This window comes from Bacillus sp. L_1B0_5, assembly GCF_000836715.1.
In the GTDB taxonomy this organism is placed as follows: domain Bacteria; phylum Bacillota; class Bacilli; order Bacillales; family Bacillaceae_G; genus Bacillus_A; species Bacillus_A thuringiensis_S.
Genome location: NZ_JXIS01000027.1, coordinates 26,368 through 52,534, shown reverse-complemented (window position 1 = coordinate 52,534; position 26,167 = coordinate 26,368). Strand labels below are relative to the sequence as shown.

Here is a 26,167-nt window from a genome sequence, read left to right as displayed (position 1 = left end):
ACTTGCTAAAAAAAATATCCCTGGTGGTCCACTACAAGATTTCGAATTAGAAGCCTGGGTACATTTACAATCTAGAAATGCAGATCAAATGGGACGTGTGGAAATCATTCTACTCGATGAAACGAGCAATATGGTAGCCCAGATTAATATGAACGATTTATATTGGGAGGCTGAAATTACTAAGGCGCATATGACGCTTGGTGATAATGCAGTACCTGGAAGTAGACGTCTTTTAGTTGAGACCACTGGTGCGTATTCTAATACATTTAATCAATTTTATGGTCGGCTACGTATCGCTAGGAGAGGCAGAGAATGGTCTGTTTATGTAGCGCGTTTTAGAGACGGTACAGAGATTGATGATGCATCTTTAGTAGAGCGTTGGACGGATTCTGAGACTAATCCAAATCCTATGACGTCACGAAAAGTTGCACAAGTCATGATTGCAATTTGTCGTTGGGATAGAAATACACCGGTTTATACAATGCAAATTGACGACCTTAAAATTTGGAAGTTAAACAACATTGATACTAATGCTGTGCCGTACATTTTCGACACAGGAGATAAAGTGGTTATTGATTCAGAATATGGACATGTAACGATCAATGGTAAAAATGCTATTGATTTAAAAGAAGTAGTTTCTGAGTTTCCGCTGATAGTTCGAGGAGAAAATCGTATTGATATTAGACCTACGGAATTAGATGCAACAATTAGTTATAGGGAGCGATTTAAATGAAAAAGGTCAGTGGGCTATTTCATATCGTGGATTTTAAAACAGAAAAGATCATTGCAGTTTTACAACCAAAAGATTATTACGATGATTTAAGACATTGGGAATTAAAAAGTAATATTGATACCCTGACATTTAAAGTATTAATAGACAATCCTAATGCAGATGCCCTAATTCAGCAAAATTTAATTTTAAGACAAACTAGAGACGGTCGTTTTATTCCGTATGTTATCGAGGAAGCTATTCAAACAAAAGATGGAAGATTTATAGAAATCTTTTCATCTGCTGTATGGGTAGAAATTGCTCAATCAGGAATTATACGGCCGCAGCGTATCGAAGGTAAAACAGTCAATGAATTTATTGATATGGCTCTTATAGGTATGAAGTGGAAACGTGGAAAAACTGATTATGCAGGATTCCATACAATGACTATCGATGAATTCATTGATCCACTTACCTTTTTAGGAAAAATAGCTTCTTTATTTAAATTTGAAATACAGTACCGTGTAGAAGTTTTTGCTAATAAAATTGTCAATTGGTATGTCGATATGATAGCAAAACGAGGACGGTATACAGGTAAAGAAATTAACCTGGGAAAAGACTTAATTAATGTCAGAAGAATTGAAAATACCCGAAATATATGTACAGCTCTTGTAGGTTTTGTAAGAGGCGAGGGTGACAGTGTAATTACCATCGAAAGTATAAATAATGGACTTCCTTATATTGTAGATAACGAAGCCTTTCAGCGTTGGAATGTAAAAGGATTTCACAGGTTCGGATTTTACACACCCGAAACAGATAACCTGAATATGACACCACAACGTTTACTTACTTTAATGGAAATGGAAATAAAAAAAAGAAAAGCTGCTTCTGTTTCGTATGAAGTAGATGCACAAAACTTAGAACGTGTAAAAGGATTTGAGCATGAGCAAGTAGGTGAAGGAGACACGATAATTATTAAAGATCCAGGGTTCAAGCCTAAGCTTTATTTGGAAGCAAGGGTGATTGCTGGGGACGAGTCTTTTAAAGATCCTACTGCAGAGAAATATCTGTTTGGTAATTACAGAGAAATTACAGATCCGAACGAAGAAATGCGAAAATTATACAATAGACTCCTGGGGCAATTAAGTGGTAAGGCAAACAAAGAGTTGTTGGATCAACTAGAAAAATTGGTTGAAGAAAACGGAGAAACCATCGAAACTATACGAAAAGAATCTGAAGCAGTTAAAAAGTTGGCAGAAAAGGTTCAAGAAAACTTGAAGAATAATACTGTTAATATTATTGAATCTAAGCAGCAGCCTACAGATAATCTTCAAATTGGTAAGACGATATGGCGAGATATTAGTAACGGTAAACCTGGTGTTTTAAAAGTATGGAACGGGAAAGATTGGGAGCTCCTTATTCCTGATGTGGAATCAATTAAAAAAGATACGCTGGAGCAGGTTAATAAGGATATTAAACTCGCAAAAGAAGAATTAAATAAGAAAGTGGAAGAAGCGCAACAAGAAACCACTGGCCAATTTAATACAGTAACAGAAAGTCTTCAAAAAGTTACGAGAACTATTTCTGACGTACAAAGAGATCAAGGTGAAATTGATAAAAAAGTAACCCAGGTTGAACAGGATTCTGAGAAATTTAAACTGTCTATTGAAACATTAACGAAAAATAGTAGTGAGACTACAAATAAAATTAACACCTTAGAAAGTGATGTGGACGGAAATACGAAAGTTATTTCACAAGTTAAAGAAAGTGTAGCAAACATTAATGACGATGTAAGAAACTTGTTAATCGGCTCTAAATCTTTTGATGGTGCTTTGACCTTTGCACAAGCAGACAATCGTTGGTGGTTTAAATCAGCAGATAAAGTTAAAATTTCGAATGATGTTTTTCAAGGTAATGCAGTTGTTGAAACCCAATCATCATGGACTGCTTTAGCTTATAACTTCAAGGATTTAGTAGATCGAAAAGTTGTAAAAGTAGGAGATAAAGTAACCTATTCAATTTTTACTCGTGTAAAAGGTTTACCGGATGGCCAAGATTTACAACACACTTTCTATTTTGCACCAGGTGCTACTGGAATTCGTCCAAATAAATCTACTAATCAATGGCAAAGAGTAAGCGTTTCGTTCACAGTGACAGCAAGTATGATGTCATCACCGGGAACGGATAACGAGAGTCATTTTCGTGTAGAGCCTGATGCAAATCCTCCTGCTGGTTGTTGGTATCAGCAGAGTTCACCACAATTGACTATAGGCAGTAAAGATTATTCGTGGCGACCTGCTCCAGAAGATATTGCAGATGGTAATGTTTTTACCAAGATAACAACCGAGATCAAAGAAGAGGCTGGGAGAATCTCTAAAAAATTGGAGCAAGTTGAAGATCGTACTGTTGGAGTTGAAAACTGGCTTATCAACACTGGGCCAAACGAAAAACCGCAAACAATTGGAATGATTGGAGGCGCACAAGTAAACAAAGCTAACTTCGTTGTGCAGCCTGGTGAATACATTGTATTAGAATGTTTGGATCACACTGACTCTTTCTATCAATTTCATTTAGATAATACGAAAATGGGTGACTTTGAAAAAGATAAAGATATGACTATATCTCTGGACATACAAAATGATGCTCAAGTTGATTTCGTTTTATTCCAATTCATTAATGGTATATGGAATGAGTCTGTACAAAAAGGTTTACCTGCATCTAACGTATGGAAACGCGAGTCCTGGACTTTTAAGATTGACACAAGAGCTACAGGTTGGGGATTAAGGATAAGATTTGCTAGGAACGCAAATTCCGTAGGAAAAAGACTACGGATGAAGAAGCACAAACTTGAAAAAGGGTCGGTCCCTACAGATTTTACGAAATCGACTTATGAGTTGGAACAAAGTTTCAATGGCGTAAAAGAGCGTATTGAAAAAACGGAATCTATCGTTAATGATGCTGGTGATCGTAACTATGTACGTAACGGAGATTTCACACACTATTGGGCTGATGACGGCCTGCAATGGGATAAGAACCTAAACGGTAATTTGCGCGCTGGTAATTGGGCAACAGGTTATAATGCTGGAACAACAGATCCTACAAAAGGTTATCATATGCACGTTAATGACAAAAAGTTTGGGTATCCTGTAGTTGCTGTAATTAACAAAAACGGTCAATTCGGTCAAGCTAAAAGATGGCTTGGAATGCCTCAAGAAATGCCAGCTAGTTTCCGAAATGATTGCCAGCCAGGTGATACGTACACGATTGCCTTAGATGTATGGACAGAAACAGCAAACAACAGAATAGCGGTAGGATTACACCACTTTATTGAGGGTAACAATACAATGGGCTTTCATAGTGGAGGTACGCCAGAATTAATCGTTGAACCTGTTAAAAAGTGGGTTCGAGTTCATACAACAATGAAATTACATGATAAATCAGATATGAAAAAAGGTTTTAGTTTATATATTTATGGTGATCGTTCTGCTGATGGTAGTGAGTGCTACTTCAAAAATGTATCCGTGTTAAAAGGATCTATGCCAAAAGCATACGCTCCGTCTCCAGAAGATGGGGTAAAAGAAAATGTATTCAGCCAGAAAGTAACGGAGATTACGCGGAACGCCGAAGGGATAACAAGTGATGTAAAAAAAATACAGGAAATACAAACTCAACAAGGGCAAACACTGACTCAAGCTACAACAACGATCCTGCAACAATCTGAAGAATTGAAGCTAGCAATGAAAAAGAAAGATGTTGAAGCTTATGTAGGTGGTTTAGGTACTGTCAACGAGTTGCGCGATGCTAATTTTACGTTAGGACCGAAATATTGGTTTTGGAATAGCGGTAATGGGGCTACTGGTGCTGTTGATACGAATTTAAAATACAAAGGTATGAATACATTTGCAATTACCGTTACTGGCCAGTCCCAAGATCGTTGGTGGGGACTTACAAGTCAATTTATTGAGTGTCAAGTTAACGAAGACTTTGTTGCATCAGGTTATTTCAATACTGACGGGAAAACACCTATTGATAGTGTCGGTGCATTTATTGAAATTGAATGGTGGACTGCTGACAAAAAAACTCGCATTAAGACAGCTAGAACGAATATCACTGTTGTAAATCATACATGGGTTCGTGCTGTATGCACAGATAAAGCACCAGCCAATGCAGCGTTTGTGAGATGGCGTTATTACGTTACAAGAAATGGGCGTTTATGGTGTGCTGCTCCTATGTTACAACGTGGCACTATAGCTACAGAATTTTGGCTACATCCGAAAGATCAAACGGATGCTGACAAAATGCTAGAAGATATAGCCAATAGAATAGCTACTGAAGATTACAATAAAAAAGTTACAGAATTAGAAAGAAGTATTAGTACTAATAAAGAGGGCGTTTCAATCATTTCCGAAAAACAAGAAACGTTTATAAATGAGACTTACGCCGCTTATGTAAAAGAAACGGGTTCTAAACTTAAGGTTCTTGATGAAGGAATCCTTGCAGAAGTTAAAAAAGGTAATATCATCGCAGCTATTAACTTTTCATCGGAAAAATTAGAAATTGATGTTTCAAAGGTAGCTATTAATGCCGATACAATGGTGAAATGGTTAACGGCAAAAGGTATTGATACGAATCTTATTAGAATTGATGGTGATAAGATAACCATTGATAAAGATGGTGTAACTGTTAAAATGCTAGACTTCCTATTCCAAGACGAATGGGGAACGAAAACAACTGCGGTATCAAGACGAAACCTAATAGCAGATCCTGACTTTTCTAGTGTTACAAAGAAAAACATCGGACATAACGATTATTATGGGTTTGAAGGTGGATACGGCCTTACTTGGAAGTCATGGGGAAATGTTGTAATAGAAAAGAATACGCATATATTCGATTACGAGCAAATGGTAAATGCTGCAAGGGTAGATATGTATAACTATCCCGAAACAGTCGTGAATAATGGGATACATCCTGGTAACGAATATACAGTTTCTGCTCACTTTAGAACAGCTATGATAAATGGTGTACGTAAAACAGGGAAACCTCGTTTACAAGTATGCTGCGTTAAATTCCGAGACAATGTAAGTTACGATATATGGAATGAACAAAAAATGGATTTTCCTGAACCGTCTACATTTTATGGAGAAATCAGAAGATACTCTTTCACTTTCAAAGTGCCAACAAACTATATTCCGCAACAGCACGCATTAATTATTAAAGTTTGTTCTGGAAATGCTGACATGAGACAAGGGACAGCAATTTGTGTAAGTGGTGTAACGTTATACAGTGGCAAATATGCATCTATGTATAATTGGGATCGTGCTGCAGCAGAAAGAGCAGATGGTATTCAGCCGTTTAACGCGCTTGCTGTAGGTGGTGTGAATAATAATATAGCTCCAGCAGCAGACGGACAAACATTTGATATAAGCACTGAAAAAGAAGTTAAAATCTATAGAAACATCCGAGCGATGCAGGGAATTAACTTAGGTGGCGGTGGATTCCAACAATGGGGGCATATACGTTTTACAGACGGTAATGCTGGAGCAGGTTTTTATACGAGTACTCCAAGTGGTTGGAAATTTAACGCACTTGGATAGAAAGGAGAAATAAGAATGAATGAGAATCAAATGATGCCACTTCAAGCAGGTGAAGGCTTTCCTTTTGTGGGGAGGCTGGTGGATGCAGAGCGCACAGAGACAGGGATTTTTGTTCAAATACCTGCTGATATGTTAAATAATGCAGGTCTTCTAAAAGGTGTTAGCAGGGTTGAAGTATGGAGAGAGATGGATGGGACAGTAAAGTTTCGAATTGCCACGCTGTGTGAAATATGTAAACGAGGGGCGCGTTTGTACCCGCTAGATATGGGATTTGCGAAAAAGAACATTTGTTTAGAGTGTTATGCATCAATTACAGGGAATTACCCATCTCAAGAACCGCCAACACCAGCTAGTGAAAATAACACACAAACAGAGCAGGAGCAGCAATAGCTGGTCTTTTTTATTTTGCTTGAAAGGAGGTGAAATATGGATAGAATACAAGCGCTTATTAAAAGCATAAATATTAGTGATATCATCACCTCGACCGATTTTAGAGCTGCTTCAGTAGTAAGTGGTGGAATAGGCACGTTTTTAAGTCTGGTTTACGGAAAGACAAACTTGATTTGGATCTTCATCTTAATGATGGTTGTAGGTTTAGACTGGATTACTGGTAGTAAGGCATCTAAATTAGATGGAACATACTCATCACAATATGGCATTGAAGGCATCGCGCGTACCGTGGTGCTTTTTTTATTGCCGTGTTTAGCGCATATGTTTGATATCGCTTTTAAGCTACCTGATTTCTTCTTTTTCATGGTCACAGGTGGCTTGATTTATCACATTTTTAATAGTTTTACAGCAAACTGTGTAAGAGTTGGTTGGGATAAATGGATTCCGACCTGGTTGTTAGAGAGCGTTGCGAGTGAAATTCAAGCGAAAATACAACGTTCTGATGCGAGAAAAGATAAGGGAGGAAATGTAAATGAAACAGAAATTAAATAACCGTGGCTTATGGGTGGCACTCTTTGCGCTGCTAGGAATGGTTTTAATGGATACTGTTCCACATTTTAATGCAGGACGTTATCAGGAATACGTGGACATAATTCTAGTAGTCTTAATCGCTTTAGGGGTTATTTCTAATCCTGAGAGCGGGAAATGGTTCAGTGATACAAAAGAACATCAAGACAAGTAAAAACGTTGTACGAGTCTAAGAGAGGCGTTAAAACACGTCTCTTTTTTCGGTAAATAAAAAAAGAAAGAGGTAATTATTATGGGATATATTGTAGATATTTCAAAATGGAACGGTAATATTAATTGGGATGTAGCAGCACCACAATTAGATTTAGTTATTGCTAGGGTACAAGATGGTTCTAATGTTGTTGACCATATGTATCAAAAGTATGTAAGTGAAATGAAAAAGCGAGGTGTTCCGTTTGGAAATTATGCTTTTTGTCGTTTTGTATCTATTGCTGATGCAAGGAAGGAAGCGCAAGACTTTTGGGCACGTGGTGATAAAAGTGCAAAGTTCTGGGTTGCTGATGTAGAAGTACAAACGATGGATGATATGCAAGGCGGTACACAAGCATTTATCAATGAATTGCGTCGTTTAGGTGCTAAAAAGGTCGGTTTATATGTAGGTCATCATACGTATGTGTCATTTGGAGCAAGAAATATACAAGCAGATTTTGTGTGGATTCCTCGCTATGGAGAGAATAAGCCTGCATATCCATGTGATATTTGGCAATATACAGAGACAGGAAATATTTCTGGTATCGGGAAATGTGATATTAATAAATTAATTGGTGATAAACCATTATCTTGGTTTGTGGGTAGTTCTGTATCAAGCATCACCGCTAATAGCTCCGTAAAAGTGGAAGGCATTGGTATTGCAACATCAAAATACCCTGATGGATATGGTGTTAATTTATATGAGAACCCTGCTGATCCGCAGTATACAGGAAATATCACTCAAAAAATTCCATACCTTATTTTTAAAGGATATTGGGGTGGTGGAGATAAGGATATGATTTGCTTAGGTTCTGAGAAGCAGTGGGCAAAATTAGAGCATTTTGATGTAGAATGGTTCCATGCTTACTCAAAATATCCTCCTGGGTACGGAATTGCGGTACACAGTGAACCTGAGTGTATTAATCATATTGATGACATCGACGGAACGGTTCCATACCGTGTTTGGGGTAAACATTTAGATGCTATTGATATTGGTGGTAATAGATGGATTAAAGCGGAACATATAATGATAAAATAAGAGAAGCCGTCCTGAATGGGACGGCTTTTTTACTCTATTTTTGTTAGGTCGTCCTAACAAAAATAGAACAATGAATTATACATATAATAGACAGTTAAACATGTACGCTGAAGTTGGGATTTGTTTTGGTGTCCTGCAATGTTTAAAAGAAGCTTATATATCAAAGTATAAAGTCTATTTTTTATTTGTTAGGTCGTGATGACATTACATACCTAACAAATAAAAAATAGAAAAGTGATACGAAATATATAGTTATAAAAAAGTAATTTACCCTACCTTTTTCATTATTTTTTTGTTATAACTGTTGTCAGTTAGCAACGGTTATGGTATAATTATAAATGTAAAGGAGGTGACAACATGAAAGAGTGGTTGGAAAATATAAAAACAGTCCTCGAAATCATCACATTATCTTATGGCATCTACCAAATGACAAAAAAAGATAAGAAAGATGATAACGAAGACCAGTAAGAAAAGCGACTGACTGGTGTTACAGCACCAGTTGGTCATCTAAATTATAACACAAACTCTTTCGTGGATGAAAATGACAAAAACATCCAAAATAATCTTATTACTAGTAACCATGATTATAATTAACTCCGTTTTAAGTTGGATTGGAAGTACACTAACAATTGCAGCAGCGATTATTGTATCTTTATTTACACTATTGGCAATCGTCCGTTTGCGATGATTGCCAAATCAAAAAGCAGGTGAATGTATGGCAACGTACCATTTTAACAGTAGAGAAGAATTAATGCAGTTCATGGAAAATGATATTTTGACGGTTACAGAAGCAAGTGAGTTGATGGGTTTTTCACGTCAACGTTTTAATAAACTAGTATCAGAAGGACGGTTAATTCCAATTATGAAAGCCAAAAGTATGAAATCCCCTAATTTGTTCCTTCGATCTGATGTAGAGCAGTTGCACCAGGAGCTAAAAGCATTGAGAGGAAAATATAGACCGCACGAAGAAAAAGGAGCAAAATGATTTGCTCCTTTTTCATTTGAATTCTACATAAAATGTATTCTCAATTATTCCAAAAGCAACCTTACAAGGAAATGGATTTTTCCCTGCAGAAGCTGCCTGCATACAAGCAAGAACCCATTCTTCTAACTCTAAAGGTAGTCGGTATGCTTGGACAGTACTATCGTCATTTTTAATCGTGATAATAGGGGTATTTACCCTCGTTGTGGTAAAACCATCTGTTGTTACCATCGCTAAAGCATCTCTAGCATGGAAGCCCGCACTTAAAACCTCATACACTATCCCATGCTGTTCATCTATAACCATAGGAATATTTAAAAAAGCATGGTTATTTATATCATCATGAATAACTGCTCCTGCACCATTTTTCCTTAATTGATTTCCTGACATTTTGCACACTTCCTTTACAACTTATATAGTGTAATTGTTTAAATCTATTTTATTTCAAATCTGTAAATTCATCTATCTTAAATTTGGTATTTAAGTTATAAGCATCGGTACAATATACAGTTCTACTATGGATATCTATACCTGTGACTGTTATGTATTGTTCATGTAAGAACCCGTTACGATAGTATTCAATATTAATTTCTTTATTGCAGTGTAGAGACTCATTTAATGCTCGTTCAATTCGTTGCTTTGTATCATCAGTAATAGTAGGTTTGGATACCTTGTATTGTTCTTCTAACATGCGATCAATTCCTTCAAACTGCTCCGTAAGACTTGTGAACGGAAGCCACTTGACCATACCTCTCCCGCGAATCTTTGGTGCTCCCCAGTTTTCCATACCAAATCCCTCAATTCTTGTTATTTGTATACATTTTACACGAATGTATGTTCGATTGGAAGTGTGAAAAAGTTATTTGAAAAGAATAACTAAGACTCTTGTGATACTTGCAGCATGTTATTTGCGAGTTTGAAAAATCCTTGTGAGAAAACAAAGATTTTCCTCTTATTTAGGTTATATAAGAAGAGTAGAGATAAAAAAATTGTCTAAAAGTTATAAAAATGTGATCAAAAACTTCATTTTTGTCGAAAATGTTAGAAGTGGGGTGCAAAAAAAATACTTTTTTTCTTTTCTTGTAAGGGTTATATGTGAACTATAAGTAGATGAGATTTTGAAAGGAGTGTTGCCATTGGGCTTTTTTAGAATTTAGTAACAAGGAAGAAATATATTTTATAAGGGGGAAGAGGAATGAAAAAAATTGATTCAAATATTTTAACACAACTATATATTCTTTATGACATCTTAGCGAAATTAGCTCCGCTACATAGTTACGTAAATTGGTACATGCCAAAAGAGTTTGGTACTTATACCAATTCAATTGGTAGTCTAATTTCAACAAATTTGTTCACAGCAGTTTTAGTACTGGTTATCGTCTTTTTAATAGCAACAATATTCCGATTAAAAAAAGAGATTCGAAGCGTTGATAAACCAAAACCGAAAACGCGATGTGAAAGGTATCAACGCTCCGTAAAGTGACTGGCATCACTTTAAACATATTGTTAACAACAATAACTTAACATAACCCTAAAAAATAAAAAAGGGAATTACACAGAAGTTAGCCTGCTGCGGGACGACTTCTGTGTAAATATATTAGATTAAAAACAATTTCTTCTCTTTAATAAACCAATCGGGAATTTCTTTCTTTTGGTTTAGAATGCTTTTTGGAATCCAATGTACTGCAACTGCAGTATTTTTCACTTCTACTACGTACCTAGTAGCTTTTTGGGTAGTTCGTAGTAGTTTTATATCAGCTAATAAATAATAGGATTCTAAAGAGTAGCGCTTTGTGTATCGAATAATTGATTTAGTACCAGGATCGATATTATTTTTAAAGCCGATTACTTTATAAATTGCATTTAGCAGTTTTCTAGTAATAGGTTGGCCATCTTTTGCAAAAGGAAGCAGTACATTATGTACATATGCTGCATACTCCCGTTTAGTAGACTTCAGAGAGTCTAACATTTCTTCCATTGCTGCTAATTCAGCATTTAATTTCATTACTTTACGAACCTGCTCCCAAACAATTTTTAGAGAAGCAGATAGATATTCTTTAGCCTTTCCACCAAAACGAACAGCACCTCTTTTTGCCATATACCATGCTTCTTGCATAAGTTCTTTATGGTTTATCGTGTCCATGTCTTATACCTCGCCTTAAAAGCCGAATACGAGGCCAGATACAAGATAAGTGAACGTTACTAGGAAAATAGCAAAGGAAATAGTTCCGTAAAACCAAAGGCGATCTGAAGCAGCCTCATCTATACCGAACCATTCGTTAACCGCATTGTATTTGTCAGATACAAAGTGATAGAACATTCCGAAAAATTCCCTTTTATCTTTGCGTTGTGGTACAATAACCTCATTATTTGTGATTTTGTATAGGGTGTTTGCCATTGTAAATCATCCTTCCATTTCATAGATAATGTGTAGGGAAAGCTCTTTCGATGCCGCCAAGCTGGGAAGAGCTTTCCCTTTTTATTTAATTAGAAATCCATATCTTCTTTATCAGATGGATCAATACCACCTTCAACTACTTCTGCTTCAATAATTGTTCCCTCTGATAAAAATGCTTCTTCACTCTCTTTTTCATTTTGGAGATCCGTGTTTGGTTTTACCATAATCGAACCATTCTTTATTTCTTCTAAAGAAGATTCTATATTACTTAACTTATCCATGAGTATACGGATAAGTTGTTGATCTCTGTTTTGATTCTGGACTAAATCCACCACATATTCAGTTAAATTACGTTTAGAAGACTTTTCATCCAAAATTTCATAAACATCATCGGGCATATTCTTGCAGATTAACTGCATTTTTTTGCGTTTTTCCATTTAAAACACACCTTATGCTTCTACTTTTTTTGTTTCATCAATACTGCGTAACTCCAAAGCATTTAAATTTATTGTACGAGCTGTTGGAGCGAAGACTTCGTTATCTTCTTCCTCAATAATGTCACTTAAAAAGAAATGGTTGTTTTGAGCAGCTTCTTCATTCATATGTTTTAATAGATTTTCCTTAATGTAAGGCTCTAAAATCGGCGCTTCTCCACCAAAGTATATGAATTTCAAAACTTCATCACTAGATGCTGGGATGAATTCGTTTAAAACTTGAGTCACAAGTAAGCTAGCATACTCATTTAGCATTTCAGTAATTTGATCTGTTAAATCAGTTTCTTCACCATTGTTTTCATTTTTAAGCTTGTATGTTTCTTTGCTGTAATTTTTCACAATAAAGTTTTCGAATGAGCGTAGGCTACTGAATTGTTCTATTAATTTTTCTGTACGGAATTCTTCAATATTACCTAAATATGGTTTAATATCGATTACTTTGAAAGAATCACGGCTTGTTGGAGTCGTTAATCCTACCCCTAACGCTACCGCATCCGTTGAACCACCACCAATATCTACTAGAACTACTTTAGAGTTTTCAAATCGAATAGCAGATTTACGTTTTTCAATAGTAATTGCTTTTGCGGTATCATCTTTTTTAACCATTCTATATTTAATAGCATGGCGAGCAACTTCAGATTCAGTTCTACATTTTGCTTGTTTAACATTAATTTTTAATGTGCGTTCCATTCCTGGTGTATGTACTGTTACAACATGTTCTTTTAAGAAACGGTCCGACATTTTGTTTTGAGCAACACTGAATTTAGATTCTCGTTTTAACAGCCAAATTGGTAGCATCATGCTCATGTAATCGATATCAATCTCGTTACTATCCTTATCCCCTTTAAGTGCATGATAATAAGCTACAGCACTCAAAAATGATACATAAGGGATTGGACTTTTAATTTTGTCATGCATACGTTTCACATGTACGTTTGATACAGTTTGTGAAACCGCTGCTTCACCTACTAAGTAATATTGTTCTTCTCCATCAATCGTTGTAGAAATTAACATTTTCTTCAAAAGGTCTGTAGGTTCTTTAACAGAGTCCACAAAGTACGTTTCTGCTTTTTGTTTACTGATAGGTGCAACGTTTGTTGGCATCTCAAAATAGTAACCATTCACCATAAAATTGTTATTACTATTTCCGAAATCACCATTAAACCTTGAAATGTTCAAGACGTTTAATACACTCATTTTTCATCCTCCTAAATTAACAAGTAGGGTTTTAACACCACTTATAAGGTAATTTTACCATAATTAACCGTGAATGCAAGAATAAAATGAAATTAACCCTACTTAAACACCACTAGTGAACAAAAATAAAAGAAGCATCTTATAACGATGCTTCTTTTATCATGTTAACTTCTCCACAACCGCTCATAGCCACTAACAACAGTGAATGAACGTTCAAAAACAACATATCGGTGCATAGCTTCAATGCTCTTCATACCGAGCAGGACTTTTATCTCCGCAAAGTTAACTCCATCGCGTAACGAATCTAATATGTGACGGTTACGTAGTGTGGTGGGGGAGAGGTGGTGAATACCTGCACGTTTAATCTCTTTCTGGATCATACGTTGAATGGCAATTTTCGTTAGTTTCTTTGGGGATTCTGTACCGTAATCCCACTGAAATGTACTTGTCGCATGGTGAAACGTTACAAAAAACGGATCATTTGTATTTTGGCGCGGCTGCACGGCTTCCGGAATGTCTCTGTATGTAGCCAAGAGTAATTCACGATCTGCAGCATTCAAAGGGATTGCCCGTTTAACACCACCTGAAGATACAGGGAATAATACGCCTTGGCCGAAATTGATATCTTGCATAGTTAGGTTGGTGAGATCATGAATACTAAATCCGTAGTAGAGCATTAGATGCACTAAAAATAGATTGCGATTCATAATATATTTTCTTCCGGTTATTTGGTAGGGAGTTAAGCCCTCGAAACTTTTCACGGTTTGCAGCAAGCGATGAATTTCTGTATCAGAGGCAAAGTTTCTTAGTTGTAATAAATCCTGTTTTCCACGATCTACCGATTCCAGGAAGATACCATGATAATCTAGGAAGTTTACAATTACACCGCTCAACCTTTTTAGCGAAGCAGGCGAGCAATTCCTGGTCGTCTTTGCAGAATGTAAATGTTGGTTCAATTGGCCTGTAGTTATATTTCGTCTGAAGGGGCGTGTTAGAGCGTCTTCGCTATTTTCTATCCAGCAAGCAAATAATACTAAGTCATATCTATATCGGTGCATAGTAGACAATTTACGGCCATTTCCTTGCATATACAACAGGAATTCATTTATCGACTGGTCCCAAGTCAAAAATATCATCTCCATTTTTTAAAAATCGTGTACCACTATTGATGAAAGAAAAACAACAAGACGTCCACAAGGGATTCCTGCTGCTTTACTTATTTTAGTATTCGTTTGTACCACGGTTGTTTTTCTGCAGTGGCAGCTGCTTCCTGGAACTTTATGAGTGTATCCATTTTTTCAGTAAGTTCTTGCAGCTGTCCCTGGAGTTCCTGATTTCGCTTATCAGATTGTTGTAATTGCTCGTGAATTTTTTCTGCGCGTTGATCAGATTTGATAACTTGTTCAGCTAATAGAGTGTTTTGTTCGTATAAACTGCTTTGCTGACTAATTATTGTTTCTAAATTTTTCAGAAATGGCTCTATCTGTGCTACTGAAAAATTATTCACCACTTCACCAGCATCCTCTGCATCATGGTAAACGGGCATAGAACCTTGCAACTGTTCTAATATCTCGTGCGTTTGTACACCACTTGCATATAAATCTTTTATCTTTTTTAGTATTGGTAGTCCTTCACTAAAGATCATTTTCTTTCTACCTACTAATTTCACTTTAAAAAAATCCGGATACGTGTGTAAATACCTTGAAATCGAAGTATGACTAATCCCTAACGTATCAGCTGCATCTTGTATGGAATACCATTCTTTCATCACCACACCATCACCTCACCAGTACTAATTCGACGTGCGCGGCCAATGTCTTGCTAAAAGGTTGCAATTAGTTAACAAAAAGGGTAAAAATAGAGCCCTACTGTAATAAATACAATAGGGCTCTTGTAATATTGGCGTACTACGATTTAATACAGTCTGTTGGCGCAGTCTGTATTCTAGTTATGGATGCAATCACTGTTATTTTAAAATATATTATAACGGCTGTAAACATACAATTGCCCTAGAATAAATTCAGTTTTTCTAATAACCAGTCTTGAACTTCTTCTTTTAAATCAATACCTACAGCGATAGTTCCCAGCACTACACCTTTTCCGATAAGACTTATATCTACTGACATAGCTACTTTCCCAGTCTTAATTTCATATGTAACTGTTTCAATGTGTTTTTTAGGAACACGAACAAAATTAATTAGACCTGAGGATTCTACATATCTATCTGTAATTTTAATTTTATTATCTTTCCAAGAAAATTCTGTATCTGTTACTGTTTTAGGATTTTTAGTACTGAATAAGCCCATAAGTAATAGACCTCCCATATAGTATTATTACAATCTTAGCATATGGGTAGAGATACTTATAGTCTGCTTTAGGCATACAAAATAAGCGTATTACCGTACCTGTTTTTTAGATAATACTTTTATTTTACGATTTCATTAAAGGAGATTCTCTTAAAATTTTTGCTGTTTCTTGTAGAGTAAATCCCATGTTCATATATGTTCCAAATGTGTTAAAGTTCTCTACTGTCAATTCAGATACATTAATTTCCTTTTGCAAGTCATTAGCTTTTTGCAACAGATATTCTTTTAATTCATCTATATCTTTTTGCCCTATAGGACGATTTTGTTTAGTACTAGTAGCAGCTGCTTCCTGCTCATGTAACCAGTCAGGGCTCATTTCTGTACGTGATGGTATGCTTTTTGGTGTGATGGTATCACTTGATATTTCTGTTTTTAAGGATTTCTCTAAAAATCCACGGAAATTCGTTTTTATTTGAGATTTTAATACACGAGAAAGTACTGCATTAAAAGTAACCTCTGACATCGCTACTTTATATAATTCAAATAATTCTACAATGATATTTAATTTATCATCACTCAATCTATCAATATTTTTTTGAACAATAATTTTAGTAGAATCATGTAAATCAGTATTATTTAATCTATTAAGGATAGATTGATATTTAGGTTTTAATTTAGAAATATTAGGTTCTAATTTAGAAAGATTAAGTTCTAATTTACTTTCATTTTGCTTGTTACCGTAACTTTCATTTTGCTTGTTACTGTAACTTTCATTTTGCTTGTTACTAATTTTTTTCTGCTTCTCAGCTAGTTTTTGTGCTTTCTTCTCTGCTGCAGCTTTTCTTTTTTTCTCTGCATGTTTTTGTGCTCGCTCTGCTGCAGCTTTCTGTTTCTTTTCACGTAGTTCGTTAATTTCCTGTATATATTCCCATTTTTCCTGTAAGTCATCTAAGCTAGGCTCTAATGGGTAAAGGCGATTAGCTTTATTTTTAGTAGGAACTTCAAGTAATAGTCCAGCAATATGCAACTCTGCTTTTATACGAGTTACAGTAGATTCTGCAACATTAAGCAAATACTCTAGTTCTGTATTGTCCGCAATACAATATATATAACCGTCACTATCTCTATAGGACTTAGTACCTTTTAATGTTTCCCCGTTAGCAGCCGCTTCTTCCACCGCTAGTTCAGTTGCTGTAGTAATATTTGCGAAGTAGTTAATTTTATTTCTTAAAAAAGAATATAGAATTTTTGCGTTGGGTGATAATGTACGATAATTTTGATCGAACATGAGGAATTCAAAAAATTTAATGTAGGCATCTTTAGTAGCTTGTTTTCCAGATATTTTGTTACCTTGCTTATTTTTAGACATAAAAAAACCTCCAGTTTGTTCCCCGGTAAAAATGGGTACAGCAAACTAAAGGTTATATCTAGACGATTTTTTCAAAATGTGATAATATCGTTATAGATAACAACACATTTGAATACGTAAGACATAGCCTCTGCTGTTCCGAGTTTTCTCTGGTGTTTTGAGTTGGCCGCTCTACCATCGAAAACTGTATGCCGGGGTTTTTTCTTTTTTATTTTAAAAGTTTTGTTGAATTTTATATGTATCTAGCATCCATCATAGCAGAATTTTGTTGAAAAAAGAAGGGGCGAACTAAGTAGTAAGCCTAGGTTAAATGTATAATTGACCAATCATGCCATGAATTTTTATATGAACAGTATATAGCAAGATGTATGCTTTTAGCAACGTCTGTAACTCGAAAAGAGAGGATTATCTAATAGATATCCTCTCTTTTTTATTTATCTGCGATAAAGCATATATTCAATTGAAATATAAAAAACCCCTTAACTAGATTATTAAGGGGAGTGACACATGGCCACGATTTGAGTTCGCACTCAAAAAAAAAAAAAAATAGGGTGATGGACTGTTAGTAGCAATGGCATTAGCGATATAACAGTCCATACCTGCGTATCTTAACACGTATAGACTTCATTAGATATAGGTAATATGTTGTTTATATTACATATAATGTATATGTAATATTGCATATTAGAGTTAAAGTGAGAAAAATCCCTATATTTCTACTATTTATTGTATATTGAAGAATATTTTACCTCTAGAAACGGAAATAGATGGTAGGTACTATATAATCAAAAGACAGTAAGTACAGCGGTTACAGCGTCTGAAAATACAAAAAAGAGAGTCATGAGACCCTCTTCTTCATACGCTTCAAAAAAAAATATAAATTTTAAGGAACAAGTGTTCTGTTTTTCTCGTATCTTTGTTAAAATGAAGTAAGTTAGTCAACATAAATGAATACATCTGCAACATTAAACTTTCGTGACGAACCTTGTTCTGCGGATATTTTATTTAACGCTGTAATGATTAATTCTAATGTAGAGATATTAATGCGGCTACTTTGGTTGCTTACCATGTCAGCAATTGTATTGCTTCTTACAGTAGAAATAACGGAAAGACGGTACGGTGATATATCTAATTCGTTTAGCGTTTTTTCTAACGTGAAGTGAATTCGTCCCATTCTATATTACTCCTTACCCTCGTTTAGTTAAATAAATTATACTATACATGTTTAGTGTTTTTCATATTTTGTTTGAATTTTAACAAATATAGGTTATACTCTCTTTAGGAGCTTAACCCCAGGAGTAAGTGTATAGGAGAGTGAGGTTTTCTATGGATACATTGTCACTTTTGATTGAAATACATTCGGACATGAAGAAAAAAGGGATTACCAGTAATCAAGTGAAAGATAAATTAAACGTATCTAGTGGCTTAGTGAGTCAGTATTTTAGTGGGGCAACAAAGATTAGCTTTATAAATTTTGTGAAGCTTGTTCGTTATGTGTATGAAGAAGAATCATTAGTACAAGAATATATGTTAAGGTTTTGCGAAGCTACATCTAAACCGTTGAACTTGTGCATCGCAATGGAATTTGCTAGTTCACAAAGTAATATTGAATTGTTAAATGCTGTAGTTACTAGGGGTAAATCTTTTAGCAGTAAAATGGTGAAAGAATGGTCCTTACATTACGAGTTTCTCAGTGAGCGTGCGCAAGGGAAGCTCGTGGGAAAAGAATTGTTTAAAACCCTATCAAAGAGCACAATTAAGAGTACCTATGCTGAAATGAAAGTTTTAAAATCGATTATACTAATGTACTCGTTTTCTGATATGCAAGAATTCACTAGTCTAATAAAAACGGTACCTTATGTAGAAAACAAACAAGATGTACTGGAAGATCAAAGCGAAGAAGAACCAACCGTAGAAAGTTTAAAAGCAGGCTATTTTAAAGATGCATGTGATATCCGAATGAAAGAATTACAACTAGTGGCGAACCTCATGGATAATAATATTGAAATTGTAAGAGAAATTGGGCAAGGAGTTATTCAAAAGGAAATTTCGAAAGAGTTTCCACGATTTTTAGCATCCATATATGAATTTCTTGGGATTTCTTATATGTTTGAGGATGTATTTATAAGTCAGGTGCTAGTACAAAAAGCGATTGAAATTCTGAAAAATGAAAATACAGATAGATTTAATGATAAAATTGAAGAGTGCCAGCAAACATTAGACTTTATCCAAATAAATTATGAAATAGATTTGGATAAAATTAACCCTGCGGATTTGGGAGAAAAAGCACATTTAGCAATCAAAAGAGGGAATATTGAAGAAGGAATTCAAATACTTAATGATATCAAAAAAGATAAAGGTTCATGGACGGGGTTCCAATGGTATTACATGGGCTTGGCCACGGGTGAAGAGTACTATTTCCTACAATCAGTTCTATGCTTTGAGCAACATGGGAATAAGTTCTACGCACAGATACCTAAGCGTTTTATAAAGGGTTATCTATAATTACCTTAACATTTATGTTGAAAATTCCGGACTTAATGTTACAATAAGAATATATTATTTTCAATTTATTTATATATTTTCCAATCTTGGGTAGAGGTGAACAGAATGAAAAAAGTACTAGCAGCGTTGATTGCGCTATCCGTAACTATGGCGGTAGCAGGAAATGCAAGCGCAGAAAAAGCTTCAAAACAAGAAAGTAATAAACAAGTCTACTACATGGCTGATCCAGGAGGGTCAGTAGGCTAAATAGTAATTCTTTGAATGACACCGTATATAGCGGTGTCATTCAGTGTTTCAAGGGATGTTTAAGTTTTTTATAAAAAGAAAAACGCTAAACTTTTTAAAAAAACAAGGGGGATTTGAAGTAATGGAAAAGATAATCAATGCGATAAGTAACGCAGCTGCTAATCAAGATGGAAAACAAAAAGAGGTCGATTTACATAACGTTTTATCTGAATGTCTAGTAACAGGTGATATACCTGCAGGATTATATAAAAAAATTGAAAAATATATGAAAGAAACCGCATGAGGAAATCATGCGGTTTCTTTCATTTCGTTGAGATGGTTTGGAAATACCCACTTATTATATTTGCAATTTGTTCTTTCTGTTGCGAAGTTAATTTTTGTCCGTCCCAATTTAGATTTGTAGCTGCTAGTATAGCTCGTAAGTTATCGTTTAAAGGTTCTTCTATATCTGAATACCCGCTTAGATAATTCGGCGTAGTTTTTAATATTTCTGCCAATTTAGCCATTTTATCAGGCGGTGGAGTTCGATGTCCTTGTTCGTAGTTTGTATATGTACTTCTTGCTACATCTACATATTTACAAATTTCATCTACTTTTAATTTATGTTTTTTTCTTAGATATCGTACTCTCGAAGGTATAAAACCTTTTTCCTTTTCCGCTTTTCTATCTTCGCTAAAATCAACGTGTTGATCGGAGTTTTGAGAGATTGAGTGCTTATCTTTGTCTGTATTATTCACATCTGCATCTCCTTTCACATTTTATGCCCATGTGCCTATTATCTTCTTTTTGTCTTCTAATTGCAACATTACGTTTATTTTTCCATGAAAAAATATGTAAAAATACATAAAGTGGTTGTTTTATGCCAATACATGGTATATAATCAATTTGAAAATGTTGCTTATAGCATACAAAAAGCGAGGGAGATATATGGACAAGAATGAGAAAGTTCTCCTTATCAAAACTGCGAGAAAGAACAAAGATTTAAAACAATGGGAAATAGCTGAAATGGTTGGCATTAATAGAAGTTACTATGCAGGTATTGAGGTTCTCTCTAAGACACCTAGCTTACGAGTAGCCACTTCTATAGCGGATATATTAGATATAGATGTTAAATTTTTTTTGAAGTAATTTTATGCTTAAAGCAACATATTCTTAGTGAATACATAGGAGGCGCTTTAAGTGGGAACTGCAACACTAAGTCAGCTATACCAAATTATTCGTTTTGAATCATGCGAAAGTAAGGTTAAAGCAGAAGCGATAAGAGAGTTAGAAAGGAGGGAACGTAATGCACGATGCAATAGAGCTGGAGATTACTGATTATGTTCTTGAATCCGATTTGAAGGGTGGGAGTCTGAATGACGAGAGAGGAAATGATTACTCTGCTTTTTATGAATAGTAACTATAGTTACTATTCATGCTCCGACGAACAATTAACAAATTTATATAACGATAAATTCAATCATGGTAAATAGGTGGTGAGATGGTGAAAAGAGCAACAAATTATGCAAATAGAGGAAATGCTTTAGAAATAGCGATTGGAACGGCCAATGCACAGTACGATGCCAGGGGAATCGCCTTAATCGATAAAGTTGCCACACCTGTAAAAGTTAAGAAATTAGATCAGCGTGGGCAAATAGAGAATGGTTGGTACGATCATAAAAGTACTGTCGATTACAAAGGGCTTACAAATGGAGTGTCAATTGCATTTGATGCCAAAAGTTCGATGAATAAAACGAATTTTCCGCTAAAAAATGTGAAAAGTCATCAAATATCATATTTACGAAAACATCAACAGCAAAAAGGAGTCAGTTTCCTTTTGATTGAGTTTTCGATATATCAAGAGCATTACATATTAATGTTTGATCAATTAGCCGAATGGTGGTCGGAATCGGTGCAAGGTGGTAGGAAGAGTATTCCTTATCAATATTTTGTAGAAAATTGCATCCGATGTGGTCCGGGGCGAGGAATTGCTCTAGATTACCTTGCTTCACTACCACAAGTTAACTAGGAGGAATTCGCATGATAGCTGAAGGGGATCGGATTTATGTAGAAGATTTGCTTTTTAGTGGATGGGGATCAGTGCAATTTATCATTCCTGGTGAGATGTTTGGTATTCAATTGCAGATGGAGCAGCCGGATTCAGACGGGCATTACATCAAAAGAGTAGGCATTGAACATATAAAACAAGGACCTAATGGTGATCCTGTTGCTTCGCAAATTGAATTACAAGATGACGCAGTTGTATTAGCAGAAAGTACAGTTGAAACTCTTAATTTGAAAGTGGGTCAAAGTTATCTCCTGAGTAGAAGTAAATATTCAAATAGCGAATCCAGTAATACTTGCTATATATATCGGGTTGGTGATGGGAAGTTTTTGGGATGCCATCTTAGGGAGTGTTTTGTAAATTGGCGGCAGTTTGATGGTGGAGTGCCAGTGGTATCTGAGGAAAAGGCAGATCCTGTAGTTTTAGAAGTAATGAAGGATGCTACAGAAAATGAATTGATAGAACAACTATCTCTGTTTGATTTTTAAACTTGGTGAGATGGTGATGAAGTGAAGAATACAAAAATATAAGTTAAGGGAGAAATGAAAATGAGAACAACAGGTATTGTAAGAAGTATGGATAGATTAGGCCGAATAGTTATTCCTAAGGAACTAAGACGTACACTTGAAATTGCAGATGGGGATTATGTAGAGGTATTTAGAGATGGAGAAAACGTGGTTGTTAGAAAGCTGCAAGATACAGGTATCGCACGGAAAGTTGATAAGTTAGGACGTCTGGTTATACCGATGGAACTTCGTAGTGCCCTAGAAATTGATATTACTGAGCCAATTGAATTCTTACTAAATGAAGATGAGATTGTTTTAAGGAAGTATAGACCTGCGTATGCATGTCAGTTAACAGGCGAAATTAGTCAGGAAAATTATATTTTGGCTGGAGGGAAGTTAATTTTAAGTCCAAAAGCATTGCAAGAAGTGGCTGCTGAGATTAATAAGTTATCAATGTAATAGTGCTGTTGAATAGGTGGTGATGTGGTGAATAAGCAGCTAAATATATTCGATGTAGAACCGGGAATTGTAAAATTTGAAGCTCGGAAGGCTCATGTGAAGCAGCGGAAAGGGAAAGTGAGTTTCGCTGATATTTTAGCAAAGATACCCAAAAACGCCAAAGACATAGACGAGCTTCCTAAAAAAGCAGTGAAAAAAGAAGGACCTGACAATAGGTTTGATTTGTTTGTAGATTATACAACTGCTTTATGGCGATATCAGAGATCAAAAGCAAAAGATTTTAGTTGGGAAAAAGCAGTAGAGTTGTGTAAGGAGATGCGTGATCGAGGAACTGCGGTAGAATTACGGATTTACTTAGATAGCGGTTTCGAACCATTGAGAGTAGAACAATATCTTAGATAACGAGAGGGGAAAATAAAATGAAAAAATTTGAATTTAAACAAGAAGTGAAATGTACATGTGGATGTAATCGTATTTTAGGGATCGTACTTGCAGAAATAAAAGAATCTGGTATGTGGGCTATTGCTAGGGAGGAAGGTATAGCCATTATTCATGAAAAAAATATAGATGCGGTTAAAGAGCCACCTGTAAAAATACCTAAAGAAATTGCTGATATTCTTGGTTTGAAACAATATTCAAGTGCTCCAAATGCTATGTGGGAGATATTAGATAAGCAAGCGAATGAATTGTTTAAAACAAGTTGGTTATTTGAAAAAGGTAATCTTATAAAACTTGCAAGAGCAATTGAATATGGTTATGAAGTTGAAGCGCCAGTTATCCGGAAAAATGATTATGTTGTATTCGAAAATAAAGATGTGAAATGGATCGCTAAATGCAGCGGAGTTGAAGGAAGTGAAATTGAATACGCTTATGCCATCGAGTTCAAATTAGGTAAGTATGATCATGATGATGGTGGGAAGGTGACGATGGACCTGTTTGATGTACGAGTTGCAACAGAAGATGAGGCAAAAGCATTGCGACGTGCTGCAGCATTTATTAAAAATAACAGAAAATTCAATCAATTTATGCCATTTGACATAGCAGTAGACAAATCCGGATATGTAGTTCGAGTGGAAAAAGAGACTGATAAGGATGGGAATGAGGAGGATGGATATTTATCTGCCTCTCGATCTGCAGCAGAACTAACTCTTCGTTATTTAGCAGAAGACAGGGTTGACCTATAAGGATAATGGACAAGCAATGCATCATAGAACAGCTCATAAATATAGGCATTTTTAAAAAAGGAAACCGTCAACTTTGGGAACTAAACGTTTCTGAGTTGACACTCCTTTTAAAAGAAAAGGATATACAAAATAAGGGGGAGACATAGATGACTGTACAGTATCGCTATCGATTATCTATCCAATTAAATAGTAAGCATCATGAATCGGAGGTTACAGCCCATTCGGAAGCGCAAGCTTTATCAATGTTCTATAAAGAATTCAAGTTACATAAGACAAACATGCCGTACCCAGATTTTAAAAGGATGGCAACGTGTGAATACATTGGGTTAGATAATCTGGAGCAATTTTATAGCAAGGAAAAAGATTTTTTGAGAATGTGTAAGTTTAGAAAAATCGAGTTTACTTATATGGGAATGCGAGTCGAAATAGCGGGGAAGATGGCCACGATTGTAGGGAATCACAAAACAGATTTGTTAGTTGTTTATGATGGGATGCCACATGAATGTAAAGCTGATCCGCGTTGGGAAATCATCTATTTCGGTAAAAATGGAGAGGTTGTAAGGGATTGTCGTAAAGCGAAGGAAGGTCGTGTTGTATGTATCCATTCATAATTGTATATGAGCTGCCGCCAATGGAAGGGACGCTTAGTGTTATCGAAAACGCAAAAGATGAACACGAGGCTCGCTATATCGCATGCAGCTTATTAATACCGGTGGCAAAAATTAAGAGTGTAAGGAGAGGTTGACATATGAACATTGCCAAGTTGTTTAAAATGCAAAAAGAGTTTGATGTAAGAGTTTTAGAAGATAAAGAGCTTAGTTGGGCAGGAACGTTTCAATCAAGAATTTTAGCATTCATCGATGAAGTAGCAGAATGTATGAAGGAATGGCGGGGATTTAAGTTTTGGAGTGAAAACACTAAACCGAGAACTTATGTGAGAGAAAATTGTCCTGATTGTGCGAAAAAAGGATACAGAAGAGGGAATCCGCCAGTTGATGAAAAGTTAGGTACACATGGGTTAGGAAACCATTGGTATTATTGCGAGAAATGTGCAGGGTATCTAGTAGTTGATAAAAATCCTCTTCTTGAAGAATACGTTGATGGGTTACATTTTGCGATTAGTTTATGTATCCATACAGGAGTGAAGGTAAACTTACCGGTAGCGATTTATTGTGACAATGTAACAGAGCAATTTTTAGAAATATACTCATTAGCAGTTCGGCTAAAAGAAGATCCAACGCCATTAAATGCGGATGTCTTGCTAAGTCATTATTTAGGGTTAGGAGAAATGCTAAGCTTCAAATTAGAAGAGATTGAACGTGCATATATAGAGAAAAATCAAGTGAACCATCTACGTCAAGATAACGGATATTAAGGTTAATGCGGACTTGTAAGTCATCATTTTGAATTTAAAGGGGATGATGTGTTTTATGAAATCGCTATATGACTATTATGTCACTCCAGAAGAATATGAAATAGCAGCTGAGCGTGGGATTAGTCGTGAGTTACTAGATCGTAGAATTAGGAACTGTGGTTGGGATAAAGAAACTGCGATGATTAAACCATCTAGATATAATGCGACAGGGTGGAAAAACGTAAAGGAAATCGCTTTGAAAAACGGGATATCTAGATCGACATATACAGCTAGAATAAAGAGAAACTGGAGAGTAATTGATGCAATAACCACACCTCCTATAGATAAATACCAGGCGTTAGAGTTAGCCGAGAAAGCTAATTCTAAATGTCAAAACAAAGTGTTAAATGATGAACAAATGAAAATAGCCTCATTAAATGGGATTTGCTATAGGTTGGCACGTGACAGAATAAAAAAGCAAAAATGGAGTGTAGAAGAGGCGATAACAACTCCTGTGTTAACACGGGAAGAATGCGCAAAAAGAGCTAAGGAATCCTCGCCCTGGCTTAAAATGCGTATATATTAAACCGAATAGTCAGTCTAATGGATTTGGA

At 35.6% G+C, this 26,167-nt stretch carries 35 protein-coding genes and 1 pseudogene; 24 read left to right on the top strand and 12 right to left on the bottom strand.

Annotated elements, in window-relative coordinates; translation table 11 throughout:
- The 8 genes and pseudogenes from RT27_RS10225 to RT27_RS10195 all read left to right on the top strand — a co-directional run.
- Positions 1–733: pseudogene (locus RT27_RS10225) on the top strand (phage tail domain-containing protein); the annotation flags it as partial.
- Positions 730–6,303, top strand: a complete 5,574-nt coding sequence (locus RT27_RS10220; RefSeq protein ID WP_043936012.1) for a phage tail spike protein — start codon at positions 730–732, stop codon at positions 6,301–6,303. The pseudogene RT27_RS10225 and the gene RT27_RS10220, both read left to right, overlap by 4 nt.
- A gap of 15 nt (positions 6,304–6,318) precedes the next feature.
- Positions 6,319–6,693, top strand: coding sequence for a hypothetical protein (locus tag RT27_RS10215; protein WP_043936011.1), 375 nt, complete (start codon positions 6,319–6,321; stop codon positions 6,691–6,693).
- Positions 6,694–6,729: 36 nt separating this feature from the next.
- A complete protein-coding gene (locus RT27_RS10210) occupies positions 6,730–7,245 on the top strand; it encodes a phage holin family protein (RefSeq protein WP_043936010.1) in 516 nt (171 codons plus the stop codon).
- Complete coding sequence (locus RT27_RS10205; protein WP_043936009.1) at positions 7,226–7,435, top strand: hypothetical protein; 210 nt, start codon at positions 7,226–7,228, stop codon at positions 7,433–7,435. Before RT27_RS10210 ends, RT27_RS10205 begins: the two co-directional genes overlap by 20 nt.
- A 78-nt stretch (positions 7,436–7,513) precedes the next feature.
- Positions 7,514–8,509, top strand: a complete 996-nt coding sequence (locus RT27_RS10200; RefSeq protein ID WP_043936008.1) for a glycoside hydrolase family 25 protein — start codon at positions 7,514–7,516, stop codon at positions 8,507–8,509.
- Positions 8,510–9,050: 541 nt separating this feature from the next.
- A complete protein-coding gene (locus tag RT27_RS34800; RefSeq protein WP_156137706.1) occupies positions 9,051–9,197 on the top strand; it encodes a hypothetical protein in 147 nt (48 codons plus the stop codon).
- Between the two features lie 27 nt (positions 9,198–9,224).
- Positions 9,225–9,494: a helix-turn-helix domain-containing protein gene (locus tag RT27_RS10195; RefSeq protein ID WP_043936007.1), complete on the top strand. Its 270-nt coding sequence runs from the start codon at positions 9,225–9,227 to the stop codon at positions 9,492–9,494.
- Positions 9,495–9,506: 12 nt separating this feature from the next.
- Here the strand turns inward: RT27_RS10195 and RT27_RS10190 are convergent, their stop codons facing one another.
- Positions 9,507–9,881, bottom strand: coding sequence for a hypothetical protein (locus RT27_RS10190; RefSeq protein ID WP_043936006.1), 375 nt, complete (start codon positions 9,879–9,881; stop codon positions 9,507–9,509).
- Positions 9,882–9,930: 49 nt separating this feature from the next.
- Complete coding sequence (locus RT27_RS10185; protein WP_043936005.1) at positions 9,931–10,278, bottom strand: YolD-like family protein; 348 nt, start codon at positions 10,276–10,278, stop codon at positions 9,931–9,933.
- A 408-nt stretch (positions 10,279–10,686) separates the two neighbouring features.
- On the opposite strand from RT27_RS10185, the gene RT27_RS10180 reads away from it, so the two are divergent.
- Positions 10,687–10,974, top strand: a complete 288-nt coding sequence (locus RT27_RS10180; protein ID WP_043936004.1) for a hypothetical protein — start codon at positions 10,687–10,689, stop codon at positions 10,972–10,974.
- Positions 10,975–11,088: 114 nt separating this feature from the next.
- Here the strand turns inward: RT27_RS10180 and RT27_RS10175 are convergent, their stop codons facing one another.
- From RT27_RS10175 to RT27_RS10135, 9 genes are all read right to left on the bottom strand, one after another.
- Complete coding sequence (locus RT27_RS10175) at positions 11,089–11,634, bottom strand: hypothetical protein (protein ID WP_043936003.1); 546 nt, start codon at positions 11,632–11,634, stop codon at positions 11,089–11,091.
- A 15-nt stretch (positions 11,635–11,649) separates the two neighbouring features.
- Positions 11,650–11,889 (bottom strand): hypothetical protein, encoded by a 240-nt coding sequence (locus tag RT27_RS10170; protein ID WP_043936002.1) that lies wholly within the window; start codon positions 11,887–11,889, stop codon positions 11,650–11,652.
- Between the two features lie 89 nt (positions 11,890–11,978).
- Positions 11,979–12,326 carry a hypothetical protein gene (locus RT27_RS10165; protein WP_043936001.1) on the bottom strand — a complete coding sequence of 116 codons (348 nt, stop codon included), beginning with the start codon at positions 12,324–12,326 and terminating at the stop codon, positions 11,979–11,981.
- 12 nt (positions 12,327–12,338) lie between these two features.
- On the bottom strand, positions 12,339–13,580 hold the full coding sequence (locus RT27_RS10160; RefSeq protein ID WP_043936000.1) for a ParM/StbA family protein: 1,242 nt from the start codon (positions 13,578–13,580) through the stop codon (positions 12,339–12,341).
- Between the two features lie 164 nt (positions 13,581–13,744).
- A complete protein-coding gene (locus RT27_RS10155) occupies positions 13,745–14,716 on the bottom strand; it encodes a site-specific integrase (protein WP_231577680.1) in 972 nt (323 codons plus the stop codon).
- 80 nt (positions 14,717–14,796) lie between these two features.
- A complete protein-coding gene (locus tag RT27_RS10150) occupies positions 14,797–15,348 on the bottom strand; it encodes a hypothetical protein (RefSeq protein ID WP_043935998.1) in 552 nt (183 codons plus the stop codon).
- Positions 15,349–15,589: 241 nt separating this feature from the next.
- Entirely contained in the window at positions 15,590–15,886 is a 297-nt protein-coding gene (locus RT27_RS10145; RefSeq protein WP_043935996.1) for a hypothetical protein, read from the bottom strand.
- A gap of 124 nt (positions 15,887–16,010) precedes the next feature.
- Positions 16,011–17,255 (bottom strand): hypothetical protein, encoded by a 1,245-nt coding sequence (locus tag RT27_RS10140; protein ID WP_043935994.1) that lies wholly within the window; start codon positions 17,253–17,255, stop codon positions 16,011–16,013.
- Positions 17,256–18,189: 934 nt separating this feature from the next.
- Complete coding sequence (locus RT27_RS10135; protein ID WP_043935992.1) at positions 18,190–18,429, bottom strand: hypothetical protein; 240 nt, start codon at positions 18,427–18,429, stop codon at positions 18,190–18,192.
- 152 nt (positions 18,430–18,581) lie between these two features.
- On the opposite strand from RT27_RS10135, the gene RT27_RS10130 reads away from it, so the two are divergent.
- The 3 genes from RT27_RS10130 (at position 18,582) to RT27_RS34790 (ending at position 20,289) form a co-directional block, all read left to right on the top strand.
- A complete protein-coding gene (locus RT27_RS10130) occupies positions 18,582–19,760 on the top strand; it encodes an AimR family lysis-lysogeny pheromone receptor (protein ID WP_043935991.1) in 1,179 nt (392 codons plus the stop codon).
- A gap of 96 nt (positions 19,761–19,856) precedes the next feature.
- Positions 19,857–20,006: a hypothetical protein gene (locus RT27_RS34795; protein WP_156137705.1), complete on the top strand. Its 150-nt coding sequence runs from the start codon at positions 19,857–19,859 to the stop codon at positions 20,004–20,006.
- Between the two features lie 121 nt (positions 20,007–20,127).
- Positions 20,128–20,289 carry a hypothetical protein gene (locus RT27_RS34790; RefSeq protein WP_156137704.1) on the top strand — a complete coding sequence of 54 codons (162 nt, stop codon included), beginning with the start codon at positions 20,128–20,130 and terminating at the stop codon, positions 20,287–20,289.
- Positions 20,290–20,308: 19 nt separating this feature from the next.
- Here RT27_RS34790 and RT27_RS10125 read toward each other — a convergent pair whose 3' ends face one another.
- On the bottom strand, positions 20,309–20,743 hold the full coding sequence (locus tag RT27_RS10125) for a helix-turn-helix transcriptional regulator (protein WP_043935990.1): 435 nt from the start codon (positions 20,741–20,743) through the stop codon (positions 20,309–20,311).
- A gap of 190 nt (positions 20,744–20,933) precedes the next feature.
- Between RT27_RS10125 and RT27_RS10120 the strand changes: the two genes are divergently transcribed.
- From RT27_RS10120 to RT27_RS10080, 12 genes are all read left to right on the top strand, one after another.
- Positions 20,934–21,134 (top strand): helix-turn-helix transcriptional regulator, encoded by a 201-nt coding sequence (locus tag RT27_RS10120; protein WP_043935989.1) that lies wholly within the window; start codon positions 20,934–20,936, stop codon positions 21,132–21,134.
- Positions 21,135–21,185: 51 nt separating this feature from the next.
- The gene (locus RT27_RS34785) at positions 21,186–21,323 is read left to right on the top strand and encodes a hypothetical protein (RefSeq protein ID WP_156137703.1); all 138 of its coding nucleotides are present in this window, start codon (positions 21,186–21,188) and stop codon (positions 21,321–21,323) included.
- A 163-nt stretch (positions 21,324–21,486) separates the two neighbouring features.
- Positions 21,487–22,014: a Holliday junction resolvase RecU gene (locus RT27_RS10115; protein WP_043935988.1), complete on the top strand. Its 528-nt coding sequence runs from the start codon at positions 21,487–21,489 to the stop codon at positions 22,012–22,014.
- A gap of 11 nt (positions 22,015–22,025) precedes the next feature.
- Positions 22,026–22,538, top strand: a complete 513-nt coding sequence (locus tag RT27_RS10110) for a hypothetical protein (RefSeq protein WP_043935987.1) — start codon at positions 22,026–22,028, stop codon at positions 22,536–22,538.
- Between the two features lie 60 nt (positions 22,539–22,598).
- A complete protein-coding gene (locus RT27_RS10105; protein ID WP_082044837.1) occupies positions 22,599–23,015 on the top strand; it encodes an AbrB/MazE/SpoVT family DNA-binding domain-containing protein in 417 nt (138 codons plus the stop codon).
- Between the two features lie 27 nt (positions 23,016–23,042).
- Entirely contained in the window at positions 23,043–23,417 is a 375-nt protein-coding gene (locus tag RT27_RS10100) for a hypothetical protein (RefSeq protein ID WP_043935985.1), read from the top strand.
- A gap of 17 nt (positions 23,418–23,434) precedes the next feature.
- Positions 23,435–24,199, top strand: a complete 765-nt coding sequence (locus RT27_RS10095; protein ID WP_043935984.1) for a hypothetical protein — start codon at positions 23,435–23,437, stop codon at positions 24,197–24,199.
- A 5-nt stretch (positions 24,200–24,204) separates the two neighbouring features.
- Positions 24,205–24,345: a Fur-regulated basic protein FbpA gene (locus RT27_RS36095; protein ID WP_082044838.1), complete on the top strand. Its 141-nt coding sequence runs from the start codon at positions 24,205–24,207 to the stop codon at positions 24,343–24,345.
- On the top strand, positions 24,346–24,810 hold the full coding sequence (locus tag RT27_RS10090) for a hypothetical protein (protein WP_043935983.1): 465 nt from the start codon (positions 24,346–24,348) through the stop codon (positions 24,808–24,810).
- Positions 24,795–24,944: a hypothetical protein gene (locus RT27_RS35180; RefSeq protein ID WP_197077996.1), complete on the top strand. Its 150-nt coding sequence runs from the start codon at positions 24,795–24,797 to the stop codon at positions 24,942–24,944. The genes RT27_RS10090 and RT27_RS35180 overlap by 16 nt, the downstream gene beginning before the upstream one ends.
- Positions 24,945–24,947: 3 nt before the next feature.
- Positions 24,948–25,574, top strand: a complete 627-nt coding sequence (locus RT27_RS10085; protein WP_043935981.1) for a dUTP diphosphatase — start codon at positions 24,948–24,950, stop codon at positions 25,572–25,574.
- A gap of 55 nt (positions 25,575–25,629) precedes the next feature.
- Positions 25,630–26,139 (top strand): hypothetical protein, encoded by a 510-nt coding sequence (locus tag RT27_RS10080; protein WP_043935980.1) that lies wholly within the window; start codon positions 25,630–25,632, stop codon positions 26,137–26,139.
- Positions 26,140–26,167: the final 28 nt, after the last annotated feature.